Genomic DNA, 17241 nt, shown 5'->3' on the forward strand with positions numbered 1-17241 from the left:
CAGTGTTGATCCGCACGACATCGGCGGAAGGGACGGAATGGACAAGCTGGTTTCGACGGTCGCGGCGGCGGTGTCAGACATCCCCGACGGGGCGAGCCTGGCGGTCGGCGGGTTCGGTCTGTGCGGCATCCCCGTGGAACTGATCCGGGCGCTGCACGCACGGGGCACCACCGGTCTGGACGTCGTGTCCAACAACTGCGGGGTGGACGACTTCGGGCTGGGCATCTTGCTCGCCGACCACCGCATCGCGCGGATGACCAGTTCCTACGTCGGCGAGAACAAGGAGTTCGCGCGCCAGTTCCTCGCCGGTGAGCTGGAGGTGGAACTGGTGCCGCAAGGAAGCCTGGCCGAGCGGCTGCGCGCCGGCGGGGCCGGCATCCCCGCGTTCTACACGGCCACCGGGGTGGGCACCCAGATCGCCGAGGGTGGCGTGCCGCTGCGCTACTCCCCTGACGGCCGGGTCGAGAAGACCGCGCCGGCCAAGGAGGTCCGGCACTTCGACGTGGTCGGCGCCCCGCACCCGTTCGTCCTGGAGCGCGCGATCACCTGCGACTACGCCCTCGTGCACGCCGCTCGCGGCGACCGGCACGGCAACCTGGTGTTCCACCGGTCGGCACGCAACTTCAACCCGCTGTGCGCGATGGCCGGCCGGATCACCGTCGCCGAGGTCGAGGAACTGCTGGCGCCGGGCGAGTTGGATCCCGACGAGGTGCACCTGCCCGGCGTGTTCGTCCAGCGGGTCGTGCACGTGGGCACCGACGTGGAGAAGCGGATCGAGCGGCGCACCGTGCGGCCCGCCGCGGGTTGAGAAGAGGAGGAGGCGCATGGACGACGTCGCCTTCCGCCTGCTGGAGTTGCTCGCCGCAGGCGCGCGCGGTGACGAGCTGGCGCTCATCGCCGTGGACGATCCCGGCGCGGGCCCGGCGGTCGAGCTGGCGCTGCGCATCAACACCACGATGCGCGGCCACCGGCGGCGGGAGGCCGAGCTCAGCGCCCTGTTCGACACCGCGGGCGACCTGGCCCGCCTGCGCGACCCGAACGCGGTGCTGCGGTCCATCGTGCACCGGGCTCGGCGGCTGCTCGGCGTCGAGCTGTCGTACCTGACCTTCAACGACCCGGTCACCGAAACCACGTCCATGCGCGTCACCGACGGCTCGGTCTCCGAGCTGTTCCCGCGAGTCCGGATGGACATGGGCGTGGGCCTGGGCGGTCTGGTCGCGCAGACCGCCCGGCCCTACGCCACCCCGGACTACCTCACCGACGAACGCTTCCACCACAGCGAATCCGTGGACGCGGCGGTGCGCGACGAAGGACTGACCGCACTGCTCGCCGTGCCGCTCACAGTGGGAGACAACGTCATCGGCGTCCTCTACGCCGCCGAGCGCAGCCCCCGCGACTTCACTCCCGACGAGATCGCGCTGCTGTCGTCGCTGGCCGACCACGCCGCCGTCGCACTGGACAACGCCAGGTTGCTGGCCGAGATCAGTGCCCACAGCCAAGCCGTGGAACGCGCCGAGGAAGCCCACGACAAGCTGATGGACCTGGTGCTGCGCGGCGGTGACCTGCCCGCCGTCGCCGCCGCCGTGGCCGACGTGCTGGGCGGCGGCATCGGCATGTTCACCGCCGACGGTGCCGAACTGACCCGCATCGGACCGCCAACCCGAGCCCCGGAGCCTCGTGATGTCGCCGCCTCCCACCACTCCGGCCGCGCCGTGTCCACATCGGACGGCTGGGTGTGCGCGGTGCAGGCCGGGCCCGAACTGCTGGGCAGCATCGTGCGCAGCGCCGGCACCGGGGCGGTCGACCTCGTCGACGCCGACCGGCGCCTGTTCGAACGCGCCGCCGTCGTCACCGCCCTGCTGCTGTTGTTGCGCCGCTCGGTGGCCAAGGCTGAGGACGAGGTGCGCGGCGAACTGCTCACCGACCTGCTCACCGCACCCGACCGCAATCCCTCCGCCCTGCTCGACCGCGCACGTCGCCTGGGCGTGGACCTCGCCGCACCCCACGCCGTGCTCATCGCCCACGCCACCGCCATCCCACGCCGCCGGCTGGCCACCGCGGCCGCCCAGTTCGCCACGCTGATCGGGATCCACGCCGAACAGGTGGTGCTGCTCGTCCGCACCGACTGTCCCGGCACCCTGGCCGGCCGCGTCTCGACGGCGCTGGGCGCCGCGACCGGCTGCCCGGTCACCGTCGCAGCCGCCGGCCCGGCCGGTGGCCCCGCGGAGCTCGCCCGCGCCCACGCCGAAGCGAGCCGCTGCCTCCGCGCACTGCTGCGCCTGGGCCACGAGGGCGCGGGCGCCTCGATGGCGGAGCTGGGCTTCATCGGACTTCTGCTCGCCGACCACGCCGATCACACCGCGTTCATCCGGCGCACCCTCGGCCCGGTCTTCGACTACGACCGCGAACGCGGCACCGAGCTCCTGCGCACCCTGGACGCTTACTTCGCCACGGGCGGAAACCCACCACGGGCCAAGGACCTGCTGCACGTCCACGTCAACACCGTCGCCCAGCGCCTGGACCGCATCGGCAGGCTGCTCGGAGCCGACTGGCAGTCCCCCCACCGGATGCTGGAGATCCAGCTGGCGCTGCGTCTGCACGCATTGCAGGCGGACTGACCACATCGGCCACGCACCTCCTTCTCACATTCGAGCAAAGGACATCCATGGCGCTATTCGGCATAGTCGGCGCGGGGCTCATGGGCCACGGAATCGCCGTTGCACTGGCTCGAGCGGGCCACCACACCCGGCTCCACGACCCGGACCCCGCGGCGTTGGCCGACCTGCACGACCGCGTCGAGAAGGCACTGGAGCTGACCGGGACATCCGGGCCGGCGAGTGCGGCCGTGCAGGACCTCGTCAGCGCCACATCCGACCTCGACAGCGCGTTGCGCCAGGCCGATGTCGTCGTGGAGGCGGTGCCGGAACGGATGGCCGTCAAGCACGAGGTGATGGCGTCGGTGGAAGCCGTGGTGCCCGCGCACGTCCCGATCTGGTCGAACACCTCGGTCCTGTCGATCACCGGCATCGGTGCAGGCATGCGGCACCCCGAGCGCCTGGTGGGCGTGCACTGGTGGAACCCGCCCCACCTCATCCCGCTCGTGGAGATCGCGCCGGGTGACGCGACGAACCCGCGGCTGGTGCACGAGGCGGAAGAGCTGATCCTCTCGCTGGGCAAGACCGCGGTCCGGCTGCAGCGCGACGTCCCCGGCTTCATCGGCAACCGGCTGCAGTTCGCCCTGGTGCGCGAAGCACTGCACCTGCTCGACGAGGGCGTCTGCGACGCACAAACCCTCGACACCGTGGTGCGAACGAGTTTCGGCCTGCGGCTCGCGGCTGTCGGCCCGATGGAGAACGCCGACTACATCGGGCTCGACCTCACCCGTTCCATCCTCGCCAACCTGGCGCCGCACCTGTCCACGGCCACCGAGTCGTTCCCCGCGCTGGACAAGCTCCTCACCGACGGGCACCGCGGCCGGGCCACCCGTCAGGGTCTGCTCACCTGGACCGATCATCGCGCCATCGACGTGGCCGGTCGCCTGGTCGACGGCATCCGCCGCAATCTCGCCGCCACGGAGGCCGCCGTCCGCTGAGACCGCGTCGAGCCACGGGCGTACGAGCCTGACGAGGGCGGCTCGTACGCCCGTTCCCATGCGCTCGGCCGGGGGACTTCCGACGAAAAGGCGAAGGAATGCCGAGCCACATCATAGAAATACGAAGTGTTGCCAGCGACATGCGAATGGCACTCAAGAGTGTGGACGGGCACATGGTCCAGCCCTTTTCACATTCGTAACATCAGCAAAACAGCGTGACCCCGATCACCTGTTCACCCTGCACCATTCCCTGTCCAGGAGGCTGTCCGATGTCCACAATCCCACTCCGTGCCGCATTCCGCGGCCGCGGCACGGCAGTGCTCGCGGCGTTCGCCGCAGCATCGGCCGTCGTGTCGCTGGTCGCGTTCTCGCCGCAGGTGCGCGCGGACCTGGCCGCCACCACGGCGGCGGTCGAGCACGACCCGGTGATCATCATCCCGGGCATGACCGGCACGACCCAGTACATGGAGCCGATGAAGACCAAGTTCGTCTCCGCCGGCTGGCGCGCGGACCGCGTCGACACCTGGACCGACAGCACCAGCATGACCGGCGACCTCACCAAGGCCGGCCAGGAGATCGGCCAGAAGGTCGACAGCGTGCTGTCCCGCACCGGAGCCCGCAAGGTCGTCCTGGTCACCTGGTCGGCCTCCACCCTCGCCGCCCGTTCCTACCTCAAACACGTCCCCCGCGCGCAGGACAAGGTCTCGCTGTACTTCTCGATGGCCGGGCCGCACCACGGCACCACCGCTGCCGCGCCCTGGTGCCAGAACCTGTATCCGTCGTGCAAGCAGTTCGCCATCGGCTCGCCGTGGCTGGCCGCACTGAACTCCGGCACCGAGGTCCCCGGCTCCCCCGCCGTCCGCTACACCACCCAGCGCTCCACCTGCGACACCAACGTCAGCCCCAGCACCTCCGCCGAACTCGCCGGCGCCACCAACCTCCAGACACCGACCTGCATCACCCACAGCAGCTTCCCCAGCGACACCGGCGTCTTCAACCAGATCAAGAACATCATCATCGACCAGGAGAACAAGCCCACCACCACACCGACGACCACCTCGACCACCACGAGCGGCTCGACCACGACCACTACCGCGCCGCCGACATCCCCCTGCAAGTCGGTCAACGGCCAGTGGGCCACCGCCGGTCCCTTCACGGTGACCTCCGCCTCCAACGGCCGCGGCACCACAGTGTTCCGCCCCACCGCCCTGGGCACCCTGGGCTGCACCACCCACCCCGTGGTGCTGTGGAACAACGGGGCCCGCTCCGGACTCGACCGGTACGTGCCCCTGCTCAACCACCTGGCCTCCCACGGCTTCATCGTCGCCGCAGCGGAGGGCAACGCCGGCAACGGCGGCCCCATGCTGCAGGGCCTGGACCATCTGACCACCGAGAACAACCGCGCCGGCAGCCCCCTGCAAGGCAAGGTGGACCTGACCAACGTCGGCGCCACCGGCCACTCCTTCGGCGGCGGCGCAGCGATCGACGCCGGAGCCGACCCCCGCGTGGACACCATCGCCCCGATCTACCCGCTCGCGACCACCAGCGGCAGCCGGGTCCGCGGTCCGGCGCTGTTCATCGCCGGCCAGAACGACACGATCGTCTCGCCCATCGTCGTCCGCACCCCGTACAACCAGGCCACCCAGGTCCCGGCGATCTTCGCCGAACAGCGCGGTGCCGACCACTACGGCATCCCCGCCCTGCACGGCACCATCACCTCCTGGTTCCGTCTGCACCTCATGCAGGACGAACAGGCTCGCGGCCTGTACTTCGGCACCAACTGCACCTACTGCACCTCCGCGTTCTGGTCGGTCTTCGAACGCAACGCCAAGGCACAGGCCGTCGCCGGCCCCTGACCACCCGCACACGACAACGGGGAGCCCGGCATCGGCCGGGCTCCCCGTTCCTGTGCTGGAGAGTTCTACGCACCAGCGGCGCGATGACCGCCGTCAGATCCGGTCCACCGCAGGCTTCTGCTGTGGCAACGGGCCTGGGCGAGCTCGTCCGCTGATGCCGGGATTGGATAAGCCGTTCCTGAGCATCAGAGAGCCATGGAAGCCGACACGTCCAATGACTTCGGGGTGCCGGCCGCCGAGGCGCTCGCGTACGTGCGGGCGCGCTACGACCACGGGCGGTCGAGACGCCGTGGCAGCGCCGCTACGTCGCCCGCTTCGAGGCGTCGTAGGACCGTCCCGGACGGTCAGGCGCGCTCGACGGCATCGGCCTGCGGGCCCCGGTCGCTCTGCCGGATGCGGAAGCGCACCCGCTCGCCGGCCACCAGGGGCTCGCCGGAGACCACCGAGACGTGCACGAAGAGGTCGGGCCCGCCCGCGTCGGGGGTGATGAAGCCGAAGCCGCGGTCGGCGTCGTAGCGGGCCACCGTGCCGTCGCCGGCGCGGGCTGCGGGCCGGGTGACCGGACGGGCCTGGCTGGGAGCCGCGGCGGCCTCCACCGGCTCGCCGGTGGCCACGAACCGCACCTCGCGCGCCTGACGGCCCTGGTCCATGGTGACCGTGGTGAACGAGACCCGGTCGCCCTCGGCCGGCAGGTACCGGTCGTCGACCAGGGCGCGCACGTGCAGGTAGACGTCACCCGCCCCGTCGTCGGCGGCCACGAAGCCGAACGACTTCTCCTCGTCGAACCACAGGACGGAGCCGTCGGCACCGTCGCCGGGCGCGACCAGAGGGGCCTGGCGGACCCCGGCGTCGAAGCTCAGCGGCACCAGGTGCTGGGCCTGCGGCCCCTTCTCCCCGGCGATGACGACGAAGGCCACCCGCTGCCCGGCCGCGAGGACGCCCCCGGTGACGATGGCGGAGGAGTGCACGAACACCTCCGCACCCCCGCCGTCCGGCGCGGCGAACCCGTAGCCCTTGGCCGGCTCGTACCAGGAGACCGTGGCGAGCACGCCCAGGGTCGCGTCGGACGCGACGTCCCCGGTGACGGCGACGTGCAGCGCCTGCGGACCGCGGGGTCCCTCACCGATCTCGAACTCCACAGTCTGGCCCTCGCGCAGGGCCCGGGCCGCGCCCTCGCCCTGCACCTGCGAGACGTGCACGAAGATGTCGTCGCTGCCGTCGTCGGGGGCGAGGAAGCCGAAGCCGCGCTCGAGGTCGTACCAACGGACGGTTCCCTGCTGCACGGTGCACTCCTGGTCTAGCGGGTGGTCGGGGGTCCAGTGTCCCAGGCGCCGTATGTACATCCTGATCCCGGCAAGCCCTTCGCCCTCTCGCGGGCCACGGCATGCAGGGCATGAGGCAAGGATGCTTGTCGGCGCCACCACAGTCGACGCACTTCGTCGCCGGCCGCGTCGAGAACGGGCGCGGCCACATCCCGCTACAGCCAGTCGAGCGTGCTCCGCTGGCGCAGGGCAAGCGTGGCGCGGGTTGATCTGGCCAGGCGCTCTGGGTGAAGGTCGAAGCCGGGCAGCATGTCCGCGCGGGTCGTGGCGATCCAACCGGGAGGGTTCCGACCACGGCGGCCGGTGGTCGCCAGGAGACCGGGCGGTGTGGTGCGGGCGCGACACGCTGCGAATCGGCCCGGCCCTGGTTGACGCAGCGCACCACGAGGGTGATGCCGCCGGTTCCCCATCCTCTCGGCGCGGGCGCAGCGCTTGACCGTGTTCAGCGCCCGGCTCGTCCACTGGGCGCACTCCAGCGGCCCGGCGCCCTCGGCGAGCAACTCGTGCACGGCGGCGAACCGCTCAGGCGTGCGCAGGCGGCCGAGCCGTCCCGGCACACCACCTCCACCCGGGATGCGCACCCAGCCACGCCGGGCGCGGCCCGACTCGGCCGTCGCCGGCACGATGTGCTCCATCATTCTGCGGCACAACGACATCCGGCTCGCATGCGTGACGGTCAGGTCATGGCGGCTGTGGCCAGGCGCGGCCCGCTGTCGCAGGACGGGCAGGCACCGTCCTGCGACTTGACACGCGCCCACATCGGCACGCCCGATGCGGTCCGCTCGACCACCACACCTCTCCGGTGCGGCACCAGGACGTCCACACGCTGATGGTCACGATCACAAACGCCTGCTGTCGTCCCGAATCCGGCGCAGTCAGTCGATCACGCGATCATGGACGGAGCCGAACGTTGGACGGTCTTTCAGACGGCGCTGTCGGCGAACACCGACGCCGGGCTCAGTTCGAAAGCCTCACGCAGTCCCGCGATCACCCTCGGGACGACGTCCGCGCCGACGACCGCGCCGATGCGGCCGGACTCTGCGGAGACCGACATCGGGACCGCGCCGGCCCGGCACAGCACCTCGCAGAAGGTCGGTACCAGCGCGGGGTCTCCGCGCAGTCCGGCGCCGGTGAGGACGACCCGCACCGCGGGCTCGGGCCGCCCCGCGCCGGGGAGGTGGGCGATGGCCGGGGCGTCGGCGGCCGCCACGCCCAGCAGCACCGTCCCGTCGGACAGCAGGTCCACCGCCTCCGGGGTCACGCCCGCCGCGGTCACCGCCCGCAGCACCTCGGTGAGGCCGCCGCGCATGCCGATCCTGCAGAGGCCGCCGCACACGTCGAGGTCTCCGATGATCGCCTGTTCCACGTCACTCCCCCTCCAGGTCGGTGTTCGCAGACTCGATGATGGACGTGACGACACCGGCGAGGACTCCCACGTGCGGTTCGCGCATGACCCCGAAGTGGTCGCCGGGCACGCGGTGCAGATGGACGTCGCCGACCAGCTCGCGCCACCGGCCGAGGTAGTCGTCGGCGGTCTGCCCGTCTGCGACCTCGTGCTCGCCGTCGGCCAGCTCGTCGGTCATGATCAGGTGCAGGTCGCCGGTGAAGCGGCGGTGGCGGTAGGTCAGGTCCATCTCCATGACCTCGCGCCAGGTGCGCACCGCCCTGGGCCACATGTCGCCGACGCCGTCCTCCGGCAGGGTGATCCCACCGTCGGGGGCGTCGTCGACCAGGTGGGTGAGCAGCTCCATGATCTCCTCGCGGCGGGCAGGGGTGTTCTGCTCCGGCCCGCCCTCGGCGATCGCGGTGACCAGGTCGTCCAGGCGCTTGATCAGGGCGAACTCCGACCAGCCCGCCGGGCGGGTGTGCACGTCCAGGCCGGGGTCGAGCAGCATGAACGTCACCTGTTCGCCCTCGTTGACCAGGCGGTGCGCCATCTCGGTGGCGATACCGCTGCCGCCGCACCAGCTGAACAGCCGGTAGGGGCCGTGCGGCTGGGCCGCGCGCAGCTCGGTGAGGTAGCGGTCGGCCATCACCTCCGCGGTCGGGACGGCGCCGGGGTGCGGGCCTGGCCACTCGAAGGCGATCACGGGCACGTGCTCGGGGATGTGCGGGGCGAGCCGGGAGTACCAGTGCGCGCTGCCTCCGCCGGGATGCACGCACACCAGCGGGATGCCGGTGCCTTCCTGCCTGATCCAGAGCAGCGCGCCGGCGACGACGCCCCCGCCTTCGACGGTGGCCGCAATCCCGGCGATGGTGCGGTGCTCCATGAACGTGCGGAACCGCAGTTCGACGCCCACCCTGGTGCGCAGGGCGGCGATGACCCGCATCATGGCCAGCGAGTGCCCGCCGAGGTCGAAGAAGTCGTCGTGCACCCCGACCCTGGCCACGCCCAGCGCCTGCGCCCAGGTGTCGGCCATCAGCCGCTCCAGGTCGGTGCGCGGGGCGGTGTAGGGCATGTCGAGCACGGGGCGCTCGTCGCCGGGGGCGGGCAGCGCCTTGCGGTCGATCTTGCCCGCCGGGGTGGTCGGGAACTCCTCGACGCTGATGTAGTGCGTGGGCACCATGTGCCGGGGCAGTCTGCTGCTCAGGTGTTCGCGCAGTTCGGCGCCGGTCACCGGGGTGTCGGCGGGGCGGGTGTAGGCGACCAGGGTCGCGTTGCCCGAGGCCGGCGTGTGGACGGTGACGACGACCCCGGCGACACCGGGGTGACCGGCCAGCGCCTCCTCGATCTCGCCCAGCTCCACGCGCAGCCCGCGGATCTTGACCTGGTGGTCGGCGCGGCCGAGGTACTGGATGGTGCCGTCGGCGTTGCGGGAGACCACGTCGCCGGTGCGGTAGAGGCGGGCGCCGGGCTCGGCGGAGAACGGGTCGGGCAGGAACCGATCGGCGGTCAGGCCCGGTTGGCCGAGGTAGCCGCGGACCACGCCGGGGCCACCGACGTACAGCTCGCCGCGGACGCCGGCGGTCAGCGGGCGCAGCTCGGCGTCGAGCACGTAGCACTTGACGTTGCCGAGCGGCAGGCCGATCGATGGCGCGGCGGGCGTGCCGGTGGCGGGGATGGCGGCCAGGGAAGCGCACACCGTGACCTCGGTGGGGCCGTAGGCGTTGACGAACGTCGCCGCGTCCGCCCAGCGCGCCACCTGCTCCCCCGTGCACGCCTCGCCCGCCGAGACCACCACGCGCAGCGCCGGGAAGTCGGCGGGGGCGTAGCGGTCCAGGATGGACGGCGGCACGGTCATGTGGGTGACCAGGCCCGCGGTGGCGCGCAGGTCGCCGGGGTCGGTGTCCGGCGGGGGGAGCACCAGTTCCGCGCCGTTGGTCAGCGCCATCAGCAGCTCCCACACCGAGGCGTCGAAGCTCGGCGAGGCGAACTGCAGGACGCGGTCGCCGGGGCGTACGTCCAGGTGCTCCAGCTGGGCGTGACGCAGGTTCAGCGCGCCGCGGTGAGGGACGGCGACGCCCTTGGGCCTGCCGGTGGAGCCGGAGGTGTAGATGACGTAGGCGAGGCTGTCGAGGGTGGGTGTCCGGTCCACCGCCCGGTCGTGCCCTGTGGGACCGGGCTGGGTTGGCCGGTGTGGGTGGTCGTCGATCTCCAGGAGTCGGACGCCTTCGGGGAGCACGGGGCGCGGAAGGGTGGAGAGGGTGACGAAGGTGTGGACGGCGGCGTCGTCGACCATGTGGTCGAGCCGGTCGGCGGGGTACTCGGGGTCGAGGGGCAGGTAGGCGGCGCCGGACATCAGGACGGCCAGCGCGGCGGTGGTGAGGTCGACGCCGCGGGGCAGGTGCAGGCCGACGACCTTCTCCGGGCCGACGCCGGTGCTCGCCAGATGCGCGGCCAGGGCCTCGGCGCCGGCGACGAGCTCGGCGTAGGTGACGGTGACCTCGCCTTGGCGCAGGGCGATCGCGTCCGGTGTGGACTCGGCCTGGGCGCGGACGAGGCCGTGGATGGTGGTCTCGGTGGGGAAGGGGCGGTCGGTGGCGTTGCCCGCGGCGATGGCGGTGGCGGCGTCGGCGGGCGGCAGGCCGATGGCGGTGGCGTCGCCGTCGGGGTCGGCAGCCATGGCCTCCAGGACGTGGCGGTAGAGGCGGGCCAGCAGCTCCAGCTGCTCGGCGCCGATGCGCGACGGGCGCCCGCCCAGGCGCAGGATGCCGGGGAAGGTCCACACCTCCAGCGGCAGCTCGCTGGGGCTGAAGTCGTCCATCATGCCGACGGAGTCGGAGTTCCAGTCCATGACGTGGAAGTCCAGGAAGCCGAAGGCGACCTCGATGAGCGTGCCCTCGCCGCCCCACTCCCGCTGGATGGCGGGCATCGGGTAGCGGCGGTTCGGCCACAGTTCGGCCTCGCCGGCGAACACCCGCGCGACCAGCTCGCGCCAGGTGGCGGTCGAGGTGTCGGCGGCGAAGGGGACGGTGTTGAGGTACATGCCGCGCACCTCGTCGCCGCGGTCGTGCTCGGGCCTGCCGTTGCAGACCAGGCCGCCGAAGAAGCGGGTGCGGCCGGTGGCGACGCTCATCGCCTTGAGGTGCGCGGAGTGCAGCACGCTCTTGAGCGAGGCGCCCGCGACGGCGGCGAGCGCGCGCAGCCGGGGCAGCAGGTCGGCGTAGCGGACCTCGACGATGGTGGCCTTGCGGTCGGCGGCGTGCGCGCACCACGCCTCGGGCAGGGTCAGCCGCTCGTCACCGTGCACCTTGCCCGCCCAGAAGGCGCGCTGCTCGGCGGAGGCGAGCGCCTTGCGTTCCAGTGCGACGAAGTCGGCGAAGCGGACCTTCGGCACCGGCTTGAGGGCGAGGTCGCGGTCGTGGCGGATCGCACGGTAGGTGTCGATCAGCTCGGCGACGACGGAGGTGTGGCTCCAGCCGTCGAGGATCGCATGCGCCTCGGTGTGGGTCAGCCAGAACTCCGTCTGGCTGATCTGGTGCGCGTGGTAGCGCAACTGCGGCGCGCGGGCGATGTCGACCGGCTTGCCGCGCTCGGAGAGCAGGAACTCGTCCACGACCCGGCGCTGCTCGGCCGGGTCCAGCCCGGTCAGGTCGGTCCACTCCACCGGCAGGTGCGCCTCGGCGTGCACCAGCTGCAGCGGCTCGGAGTAGGTGACCAGGTCGAAGGACGTGCGCAGGATCTCGTGCCGGGCGACGAGCGACTCCCCCGCCGAGCGCAGCGCCTCGACGTCGAACGGCAGGTCGTCGCGCACGATGTAGCAGGAGACGTTCTGGTAGACGGCGCGGGTGTCGGCGGCGAGCATCTCGTAGGTCATGCCCGCCTGGGTCATGGCGAGCGGGTAGGCGTCGACCACGTCGGCGGGCAGCAGCGCCCGGTCCTCGGGAGTGAGCTGGGCGAAGCGCTCCACGATGAGCTCGTCCACGGCCGTGCCCGCGCCGCGCTCGACCAGCGCCACCAGCGCGGCGGTGCTCTGGTGGGTGAACATGTCCTGGACGCTGACGGTGATGCCGGCCGAGCGCAGCAGGCCGACCGCGCGGATGGCGCGCATCGAGTCGCCGCCGAGCTGGAAGAAGCTGTCGTGCACGCCGACGGCCTCGATGCCCAGGGCGCCCGCCAGCGCGGTGGCGACGGTGGTCTCCAGCTCGGTGCGCGGGGCGACGAACTCCTGCCCGGTGGCGCGGCCGCGCTCGGGGGCGGGCAGCGCCCCGCGGTCGGTCTTGCCGCTGGCGGTCAGCGGCAGGGCGGCCATGGCCGTCCAGTGCGCGGGCATCATGTGCTCGGGCAGGCGGGCGGCCAGGTGGGCGCGCAGCGCATCGGTGTCCGCGGTGCCCACCACGTAGGCGACCAGCTGCTCGTCGCGCACGGCGACGGCGGCGTCGGCGACGTCCGGGTGCTCGGTGAGCACGGCCTCGATCTCGCCCAGTTCGACGCGGTGCCCGCGCACCTTGACCTGGTGGTCGAGGCGGCCCAGGTACTCGACCGCGCCGTCGGCACGCTGCCGCACGAGGTCGCCGGTGCGATAGAGGCGGCCCCCTGCCTCGGCGGCGAACGGGTCGGGCACGAAGCGCTCGGCGGTCAGTGCGGGTTTGGCCAGGTAGCCGCGAGCCAGCTGCACGCCCGCCAGCACCAGTTCGCCGGGCGTGCCCAGCGGAACCGGGCGGAGGTCGGCGTCCACGACGTAAGTGCGGGTGTTGGCCACGGGCCACCCGATGGTGACCGGCTCGCCTGGGGTGCACGGGGTGTAGGTGACGTCGACGGCGGCTTCGGTGGGGCCGTACAGGTTGTGCAGCGGGCAGCCGATCAGCTCGGCGACGCCGGTGACGAGGTCGGCGGGCAGGGCCTCACCGCTGCACATCATGCGGCGCAGGGACGGCAGCTCCCCGATCTCGTCGGCCAGGAACGCGCGCAGCATCGACGGGACGAAGTGCAGCGTGGTGACGCCCTCGGCGCGGATCAGGTCGGCGAGGTAGGCGGGGTCGCGGTGACCGCCGGGGGCGGCCACGACCAGGGTCGCACCGGTGATCAGCGGCCAGAAGAACTCCCACACCGAGACGTCGAAGCTGTACGGGGTCTTCTGCAGCACGCGGTCGGTGCCGTCGAGGCCGTACTCGTCCTGCATCCACAGCAGCCGGTTGACGATGCCGCGGTGCGGGACCAGCACTCCCTTGGGCTTGCCGGTCGACCCCGAGGTGTAGATGACGTAGGCGGCGTTGTCCTGGGTGATCGCCGGGGCCGGCGCGGTGGCGGGCAGCGAGGACCGGTCCTGTCCGATGAGGACGGTGTGCTCGACGTCGTCGCGGACCGCGTCGGCGACGAGGACCCTGGCGCCGGAGTCGGCCAGCATGTGGGCGAGCCGGTCGGCCGGGTAGCCGGGGTCCAGCGGCAGGTAGGCGCCGCCCGCCTTGAGCACGCCGACCAGCGCGGTGACCAGCCCGGCCGAGCGCGGCAGGCAGACCGCGACCACGGATTCGGGGCCGACGCCGAGGGCGGTCAGCTCGTGGGCGAGCCGGTTGGACTCGGCGTCCAGCTCGGCGTAGGTCAGCGACCGGCCCGCGAACCGCACGGCGACCGTGTCGGGGGTGCGGGCGGCCTGGGCGGACAGCAGCTCGGTGAGCGTCGCCGCCGGGTACTCGGTCGCGGTGGCGTTCCAGGTGTGCAGGACGTCGCCCAGTTCGGCGTCGGGGAGCACAGCGAGGTCGGCGACCGGGGTGTCCGGGTGCCGGACGGCCGCGGTCAGCAGCGTCACCATCCGGTCGGCGACGCGGTGCATGGTGGTGGCGTCGAACAGCGCGGTGGCGTAGGTGAACGCGAAGGCGATGCCGCCGTCGGCGCGAGGGGTGGCCGAGACGGTCAGGTCGAACTTGGCGGTGGTCTCGCCCACCGCCACCGGCTCGAACGAGAGGCCGTGGGCGGGCCCGGCCGCGTCGGCGTCCTGCCACAGCACCATGGTGGAGAACAGCGGCGTGCGCGACGGGTCGCGCTCGGGGGACAGCTCGTCGACCAGCTTCTCGAACGGCACGTCCTGGTGGGAGTAGGCGTCCATCGCGGTGGCACGGACGCGGTCGAGAACCTCGCCGAACGTGGGCGCGCCGGACAGGTCGGCGCGCAGCACGATCGTGTTGAGGAACAGGCCGACGACGTCCTGTGTCTCCGCGCGGTCGCGCCCGGCGACCGGGGTGCCGATGGCGATGTCGGTGCTGCCGGTGTGCCTGCTCAGCAGCACCGCCACGGCGGCCGAGAGCAGCAGGAACGGCGACGCGCCCTGGGCCCTGGCGCGCTCCAGCAGCGGTTGGGCGACCTCGGCGCCCAGGGTGAAGCGCAGCAGTTCTCCCGCGGCGTCGCGCACGACGGGCCGCGGCCGGTCGGCGGGCAGTTCGACCGGAGTGACGCCGGCGAGCCGCTCGCGCCAGTAGCCGATCTCCTCGTCGAGGCGATCACCGCTGAGCCTGCCCGCCTGCCAGGCCGCGTAGTCGGCGTACTGCACGGGCAGGCTCGGGTGCGGGGCGGGCTTGCCCGCCAGCGCGGCGTCGTAGCCGGTGCGCAGCTCGCGCAGCAGGATGTCCTCCGACCAGCCGTCGGCGGCGACGTGGTGCACGGTCAGCACCACCACGTGCTCCACATCGGACAGCTCGGCCAGGGTGGCGCGCAGCATCGGCCCCACGGACAGGTCGACGGGCACGCGCTCGGTGCTCGAGATGGCGGCGACCCTGGCCTCCTGCTCGGCGCGGGGAAGCGCGGTCAGGTCGACCACGTCCAGCGAGGCGGGCGACGGCGGGTCGATGACCTGCACCGGCTCGCCGTCGACCAGCGGGAAGCGGGTCCGCAGCGTCTCGTGCCGGGCGACGAGGCCGTCGAGCGCGGTGCGCAGGGCGGCGACGTCGAGCGGGCCGCGGACGCGGCGGGCCGAGGTCATCAGGTACTCGGTGGAACCGGGGCGCAGCTGGTCCAGGATCCACATTCGCTGCTGGGCGGGCGAGAGCGGCAGCGGGCGGTCCCTCGGCTGGATCGCGATGCCCGCGGCCGGTGCGGCGACACCGCGCAGCCTCCGGCGCAGCAGTTCGGCGCGCAGCGCCGCCGAATCCAGTGTCCCCGTCATGACGCACCATCCTTGGCGAGCAGTTCCTGGATGTCCTCATCGGACAGCGAGGCCACGTCGGCGGTGACCGCGTCGGCGACGGCGGCGGCCAGGTCGGCGAGCGTGGCGGTCTCGAAGAGCAGCCGCAGCGGCAGGTCGACGCCGAAGGCGGCGCGCAGCTGGGCGAGCACCCTGGTGGCCAGCAGCGAGTGGCCGCCGAGAGCGAAGAAGTTGTCGTCGATGCCGACGGCCTCACGTTCCAGGACCGATGCCCAGATCCCGGCGACGGCCTCCTCGGCGGGGTCGCGCGGCGGCCGGAACCCGGTTTCGCCCGCGGCGACCGGGTCCGGCAGCGCCTTGCGGTCGATCTTCTTGCTGGCCGTCATCGGCAGCTCGGGCAGCGTCGTCCACAGCGACGGCACCATGTATTCCGGCAGCAGGTCCCGCAGGTGCTCGCGCAGCTCCCCGATGCCGGGGTCGCCGGCGGGGCAGACCAGGTAGGCGCACAGCCGCTTGTCGCCGGGCGCGACGTCGCGGGCAACCACCACCGCCTCGCGCACGGCCGGGTGGCGCACCAGCGCCGCCTCGATCTCGCCCAGCTCGATGCGGAAACCGCGGATCTTGACCTGCTGGTCGATGCGGCCGAGGAAGGCGATCGTGCCGTCCGGGCGGTGCCGCACCAGGTCGCCGGTGCGGTAGAGGCGGGTGCCGTCGCCGTCGGGATCGGGCACGAACCGGTCGGCGGTCAGCTCCGGGCGGTCCAGGTAGCCGCGGGCCAGGCGGACGCCACCCAGGCACAGCTCGCCGGGTACGCCCAGCGGGACCGGACGCAGGTCGGCGTCGACGATGACCGCGCGGGTGCCGGGGATCGGCAGGCCGATCGGCATCGCTGCGGCGCGGTCCCCGGTGAGGTCCGAGGGCACCGGCCAGTGCAGCACCGAGGTGATGGTGGCCTCGGTCGGCCCGTAGTTGCAGACGAAGCGTCCGGGCAGGCCCGAGTCCGACCAGCGGTTGACGTCGTCCACGGTGACCACGTCGCTGCCGACGTTGACCAGCCGCAGCGTGGACAGCCCTGCTGGCTTGCCCGCCATGATCTCCCGGTAGTACGCCGGGGTCAGCTCCATGACGGTCGCGCCGTGCGCGGCGGCGTGGGCGGGCAGGTCCTCCGGGGTCCAGAACACCGGGTCGCTGACGATCAGCGTCGCCCCGGTGGCCAGCGTGCCCGCCACCTGCTCCATGGCCGCGTCGAACGTCAGCGCGGACAGCAGCGCCACCCGGTCGTCGCCGGTGATGCCGAACGCCTCGGCGATGAGGTGGCTGTGGTGGGCGTAGGCGCGGTGCTCGATCATCACGCCCTTGGGCCTGCCGGTCGAGCCGGAGGTGTAGATGACGTAGGCGAGGTTGTCCGGCCCGGCGGTGCGCTCCAGCGCGGCGCCGTCGTGGGCGGCGATCTCCTCGGCGTCGGCGTCGACCCGCACCAGGTGGTAGGCGTCGGAGACGAGCCGCTCGGCGAACCCGGCGTTGGTGACCACGACCTGGGCGCCCGCGTCGGCGAGCATGAACGCCAGCCGCTCCCCCGGGTGCGCCGGGTCGAACGGGGTGTAGACGCCGCCTGCCCGCATCACGCCCAGCAGCGAGACCACGGCGTCGAGGCCGCGCTGCAAGCAGCAACCGACGATGACCTCCGGGCCGACGCCGAGGGCGCGCAGGTGGCGGGCCATCCGGTTGGCGCGGGCGTCGAGCTCGGCGTAGGTCAGCTCGCTGTCGTTGAACACGACGGCGGTCTTGCCGGGGTTCTCGGCCGCGCGCAGGGCGACCAGCTCCGGAAAGGTCAGGTCGTGGGGGGGGGGGGGGGGGGGGGGCCCCCCCCCCCCCCGGCCGCCGCGCGCCGCCGCGCCGGGCCGGCCGCGGCCCGGCCCGGCGCGCGCCCGCGCGGGCCGTCGGCGCGCGCC

At 72.7% G+C, this 17241-nt stretch carries 9 protein-coding genes and 2 pseudogenes; 4 read left to right on the top strand and 7 right to left on the bottom strand.

The window, feature by feature from the left end:
- The first annotated feature begins 37 nt into the window (after window positions 1-37).
- From AB0M48_RS21920 to AB0M48_RS21935, 4 genes are all read left to right on the top strand, one after another.
- Window positions 38-808, top strand: coding sequence for a CoA transferase subunit A (locus AB0M48_RS21920; RefSeq protein WP_363844887.1), 771 nt, complete (start codon window positions 38-40; stop codon window positions 806-808).
- 16 nt (window positions 809-824) lie between these two features.
- A complete protein-coding gene (locus tag AB0M48_RS21925) occupies window positions 825-2618 on the top strand; it encodes a GAF domain-containing protein (protein ID WP_363844890.1) in 1794 nt (597 codons plus the stop codon).
- A gap of 47 nt (window positions 2619-2665) precedes the next feature.
- Entirely contained in the window at window positions 2666-3592 is a 927-nt protein-coding gene (locus AB0M48_RS21930; protein WP_363844893.1) for a 3-hydroxyacyl-CoA dehydrogenase family protein, read from the top strand.
- A gap of 269 nt (window positions 3593-3861) precedes the next feature.
- A complete protein-coding gene (locus AB0M48_RS21935; RefSeq protein WP_363844896.1) occupies window positions 3862-5448 on the top strand; it encodes a hypothetical protein in 1587 nt (528 codons plus the stop codon).
- 344 nt (window positions 5449-5792) lie between these two features.
- Here AB0M48_RS21935 and AB0M48_RS21940 read toward each other — a convergent pair whose 3' ends face one another.
- From AB0M48_RS21940 to AB0M48_RS21970, 7 genes and pseudogenes are all read right to left on the bottom strand, one after another.
- Window positions 5793-6314, bottom strand: a complete 522-nt coding sequence (locus AB0M48_RS21940) for a cold shock domain-containing protein (protein ID WP_363845184.1) — start codon at window positions 6312-6314, stop codon at window positions 5793-5795.
- Between the two features lie 9 nt (window positions 6315-6323).
- A pseudogene (locus tag AB0M48_RS21945) lies at window positions 6324-6503 on the bottom strand (cold shock domain-containing protein); the annotation flags it as partial.
- Window positions 6504-6545: 42 nt separating this feature from the next.
- Window positions 6546-6731 (bottom strand): annotated as a pseudogene (locus AB0M48_RS21950) (cold-shock protein); the annotation flags it as partial.
- A gap of 194 nt (window positions 6732-6925) precedes the next feature.
- Entirely contained in the window at window positions 6926-7393 is a 468-nt protein-coding gene (locus AB0M48_RS21955) for a hypothetical protein (RefSeq protein ID WP_363844899.1), read from the bottom strand.
- Window positions 7394-7692: 299 nt separating this feature from the next.
- Window positions 7693-8136 carry a hypothetical protein gene (locus AB0M48_RS21960; protein ID WP_363844902.1) on the bottom strand — a complete coding sequence of 148 codons (444 nt, stop codon included), beginning with the start codon at window positions 8134-8136 and terminating at the stop codon, window positions 7693-7695.
- A gap of 1 nt (window position 8137) precedes the next feature.
- Entirely contained in the window at window positions 8138-15310 is a 7173-nt protein-coding gene (locus AB0M48_RS21965; RefSeq protein ID WP_363844905.1) for an amino acid adenylation domain-containing protein, read from the bottom strand.
- Window positions 15307-17124 carry a non-ribosomal peptide synthetase gene (locus tag AB0M48_RS21970; RefSeq protein WP_363845186.1) on the bottom strand — a complete coding sequence of 606 codons (1818 nt, stop codon included), beginning with the start codon at window positions 17122-17124 and terminating at the stop codon, window positions 15307-15309. Before AB0M48_RS21970 ends, AB0M48_RS21965 begins: the two co-directional genes overlap by 4 nt.
- Window positions 17125-17241 lie beyond the last annotated feature (117 nt).

It is taken from the genome of Lentzea sp. NPDC051208 (assembly GCF_040682435.1).
In the GTDB taxonomy this organism is placed as follows: domain Bacteria; phylum Actinomycetota; class Actinomycetes; order Mycobacteriales; family Pseudonocardiaceae; genus Lentzea; species Lentzea kristufekii.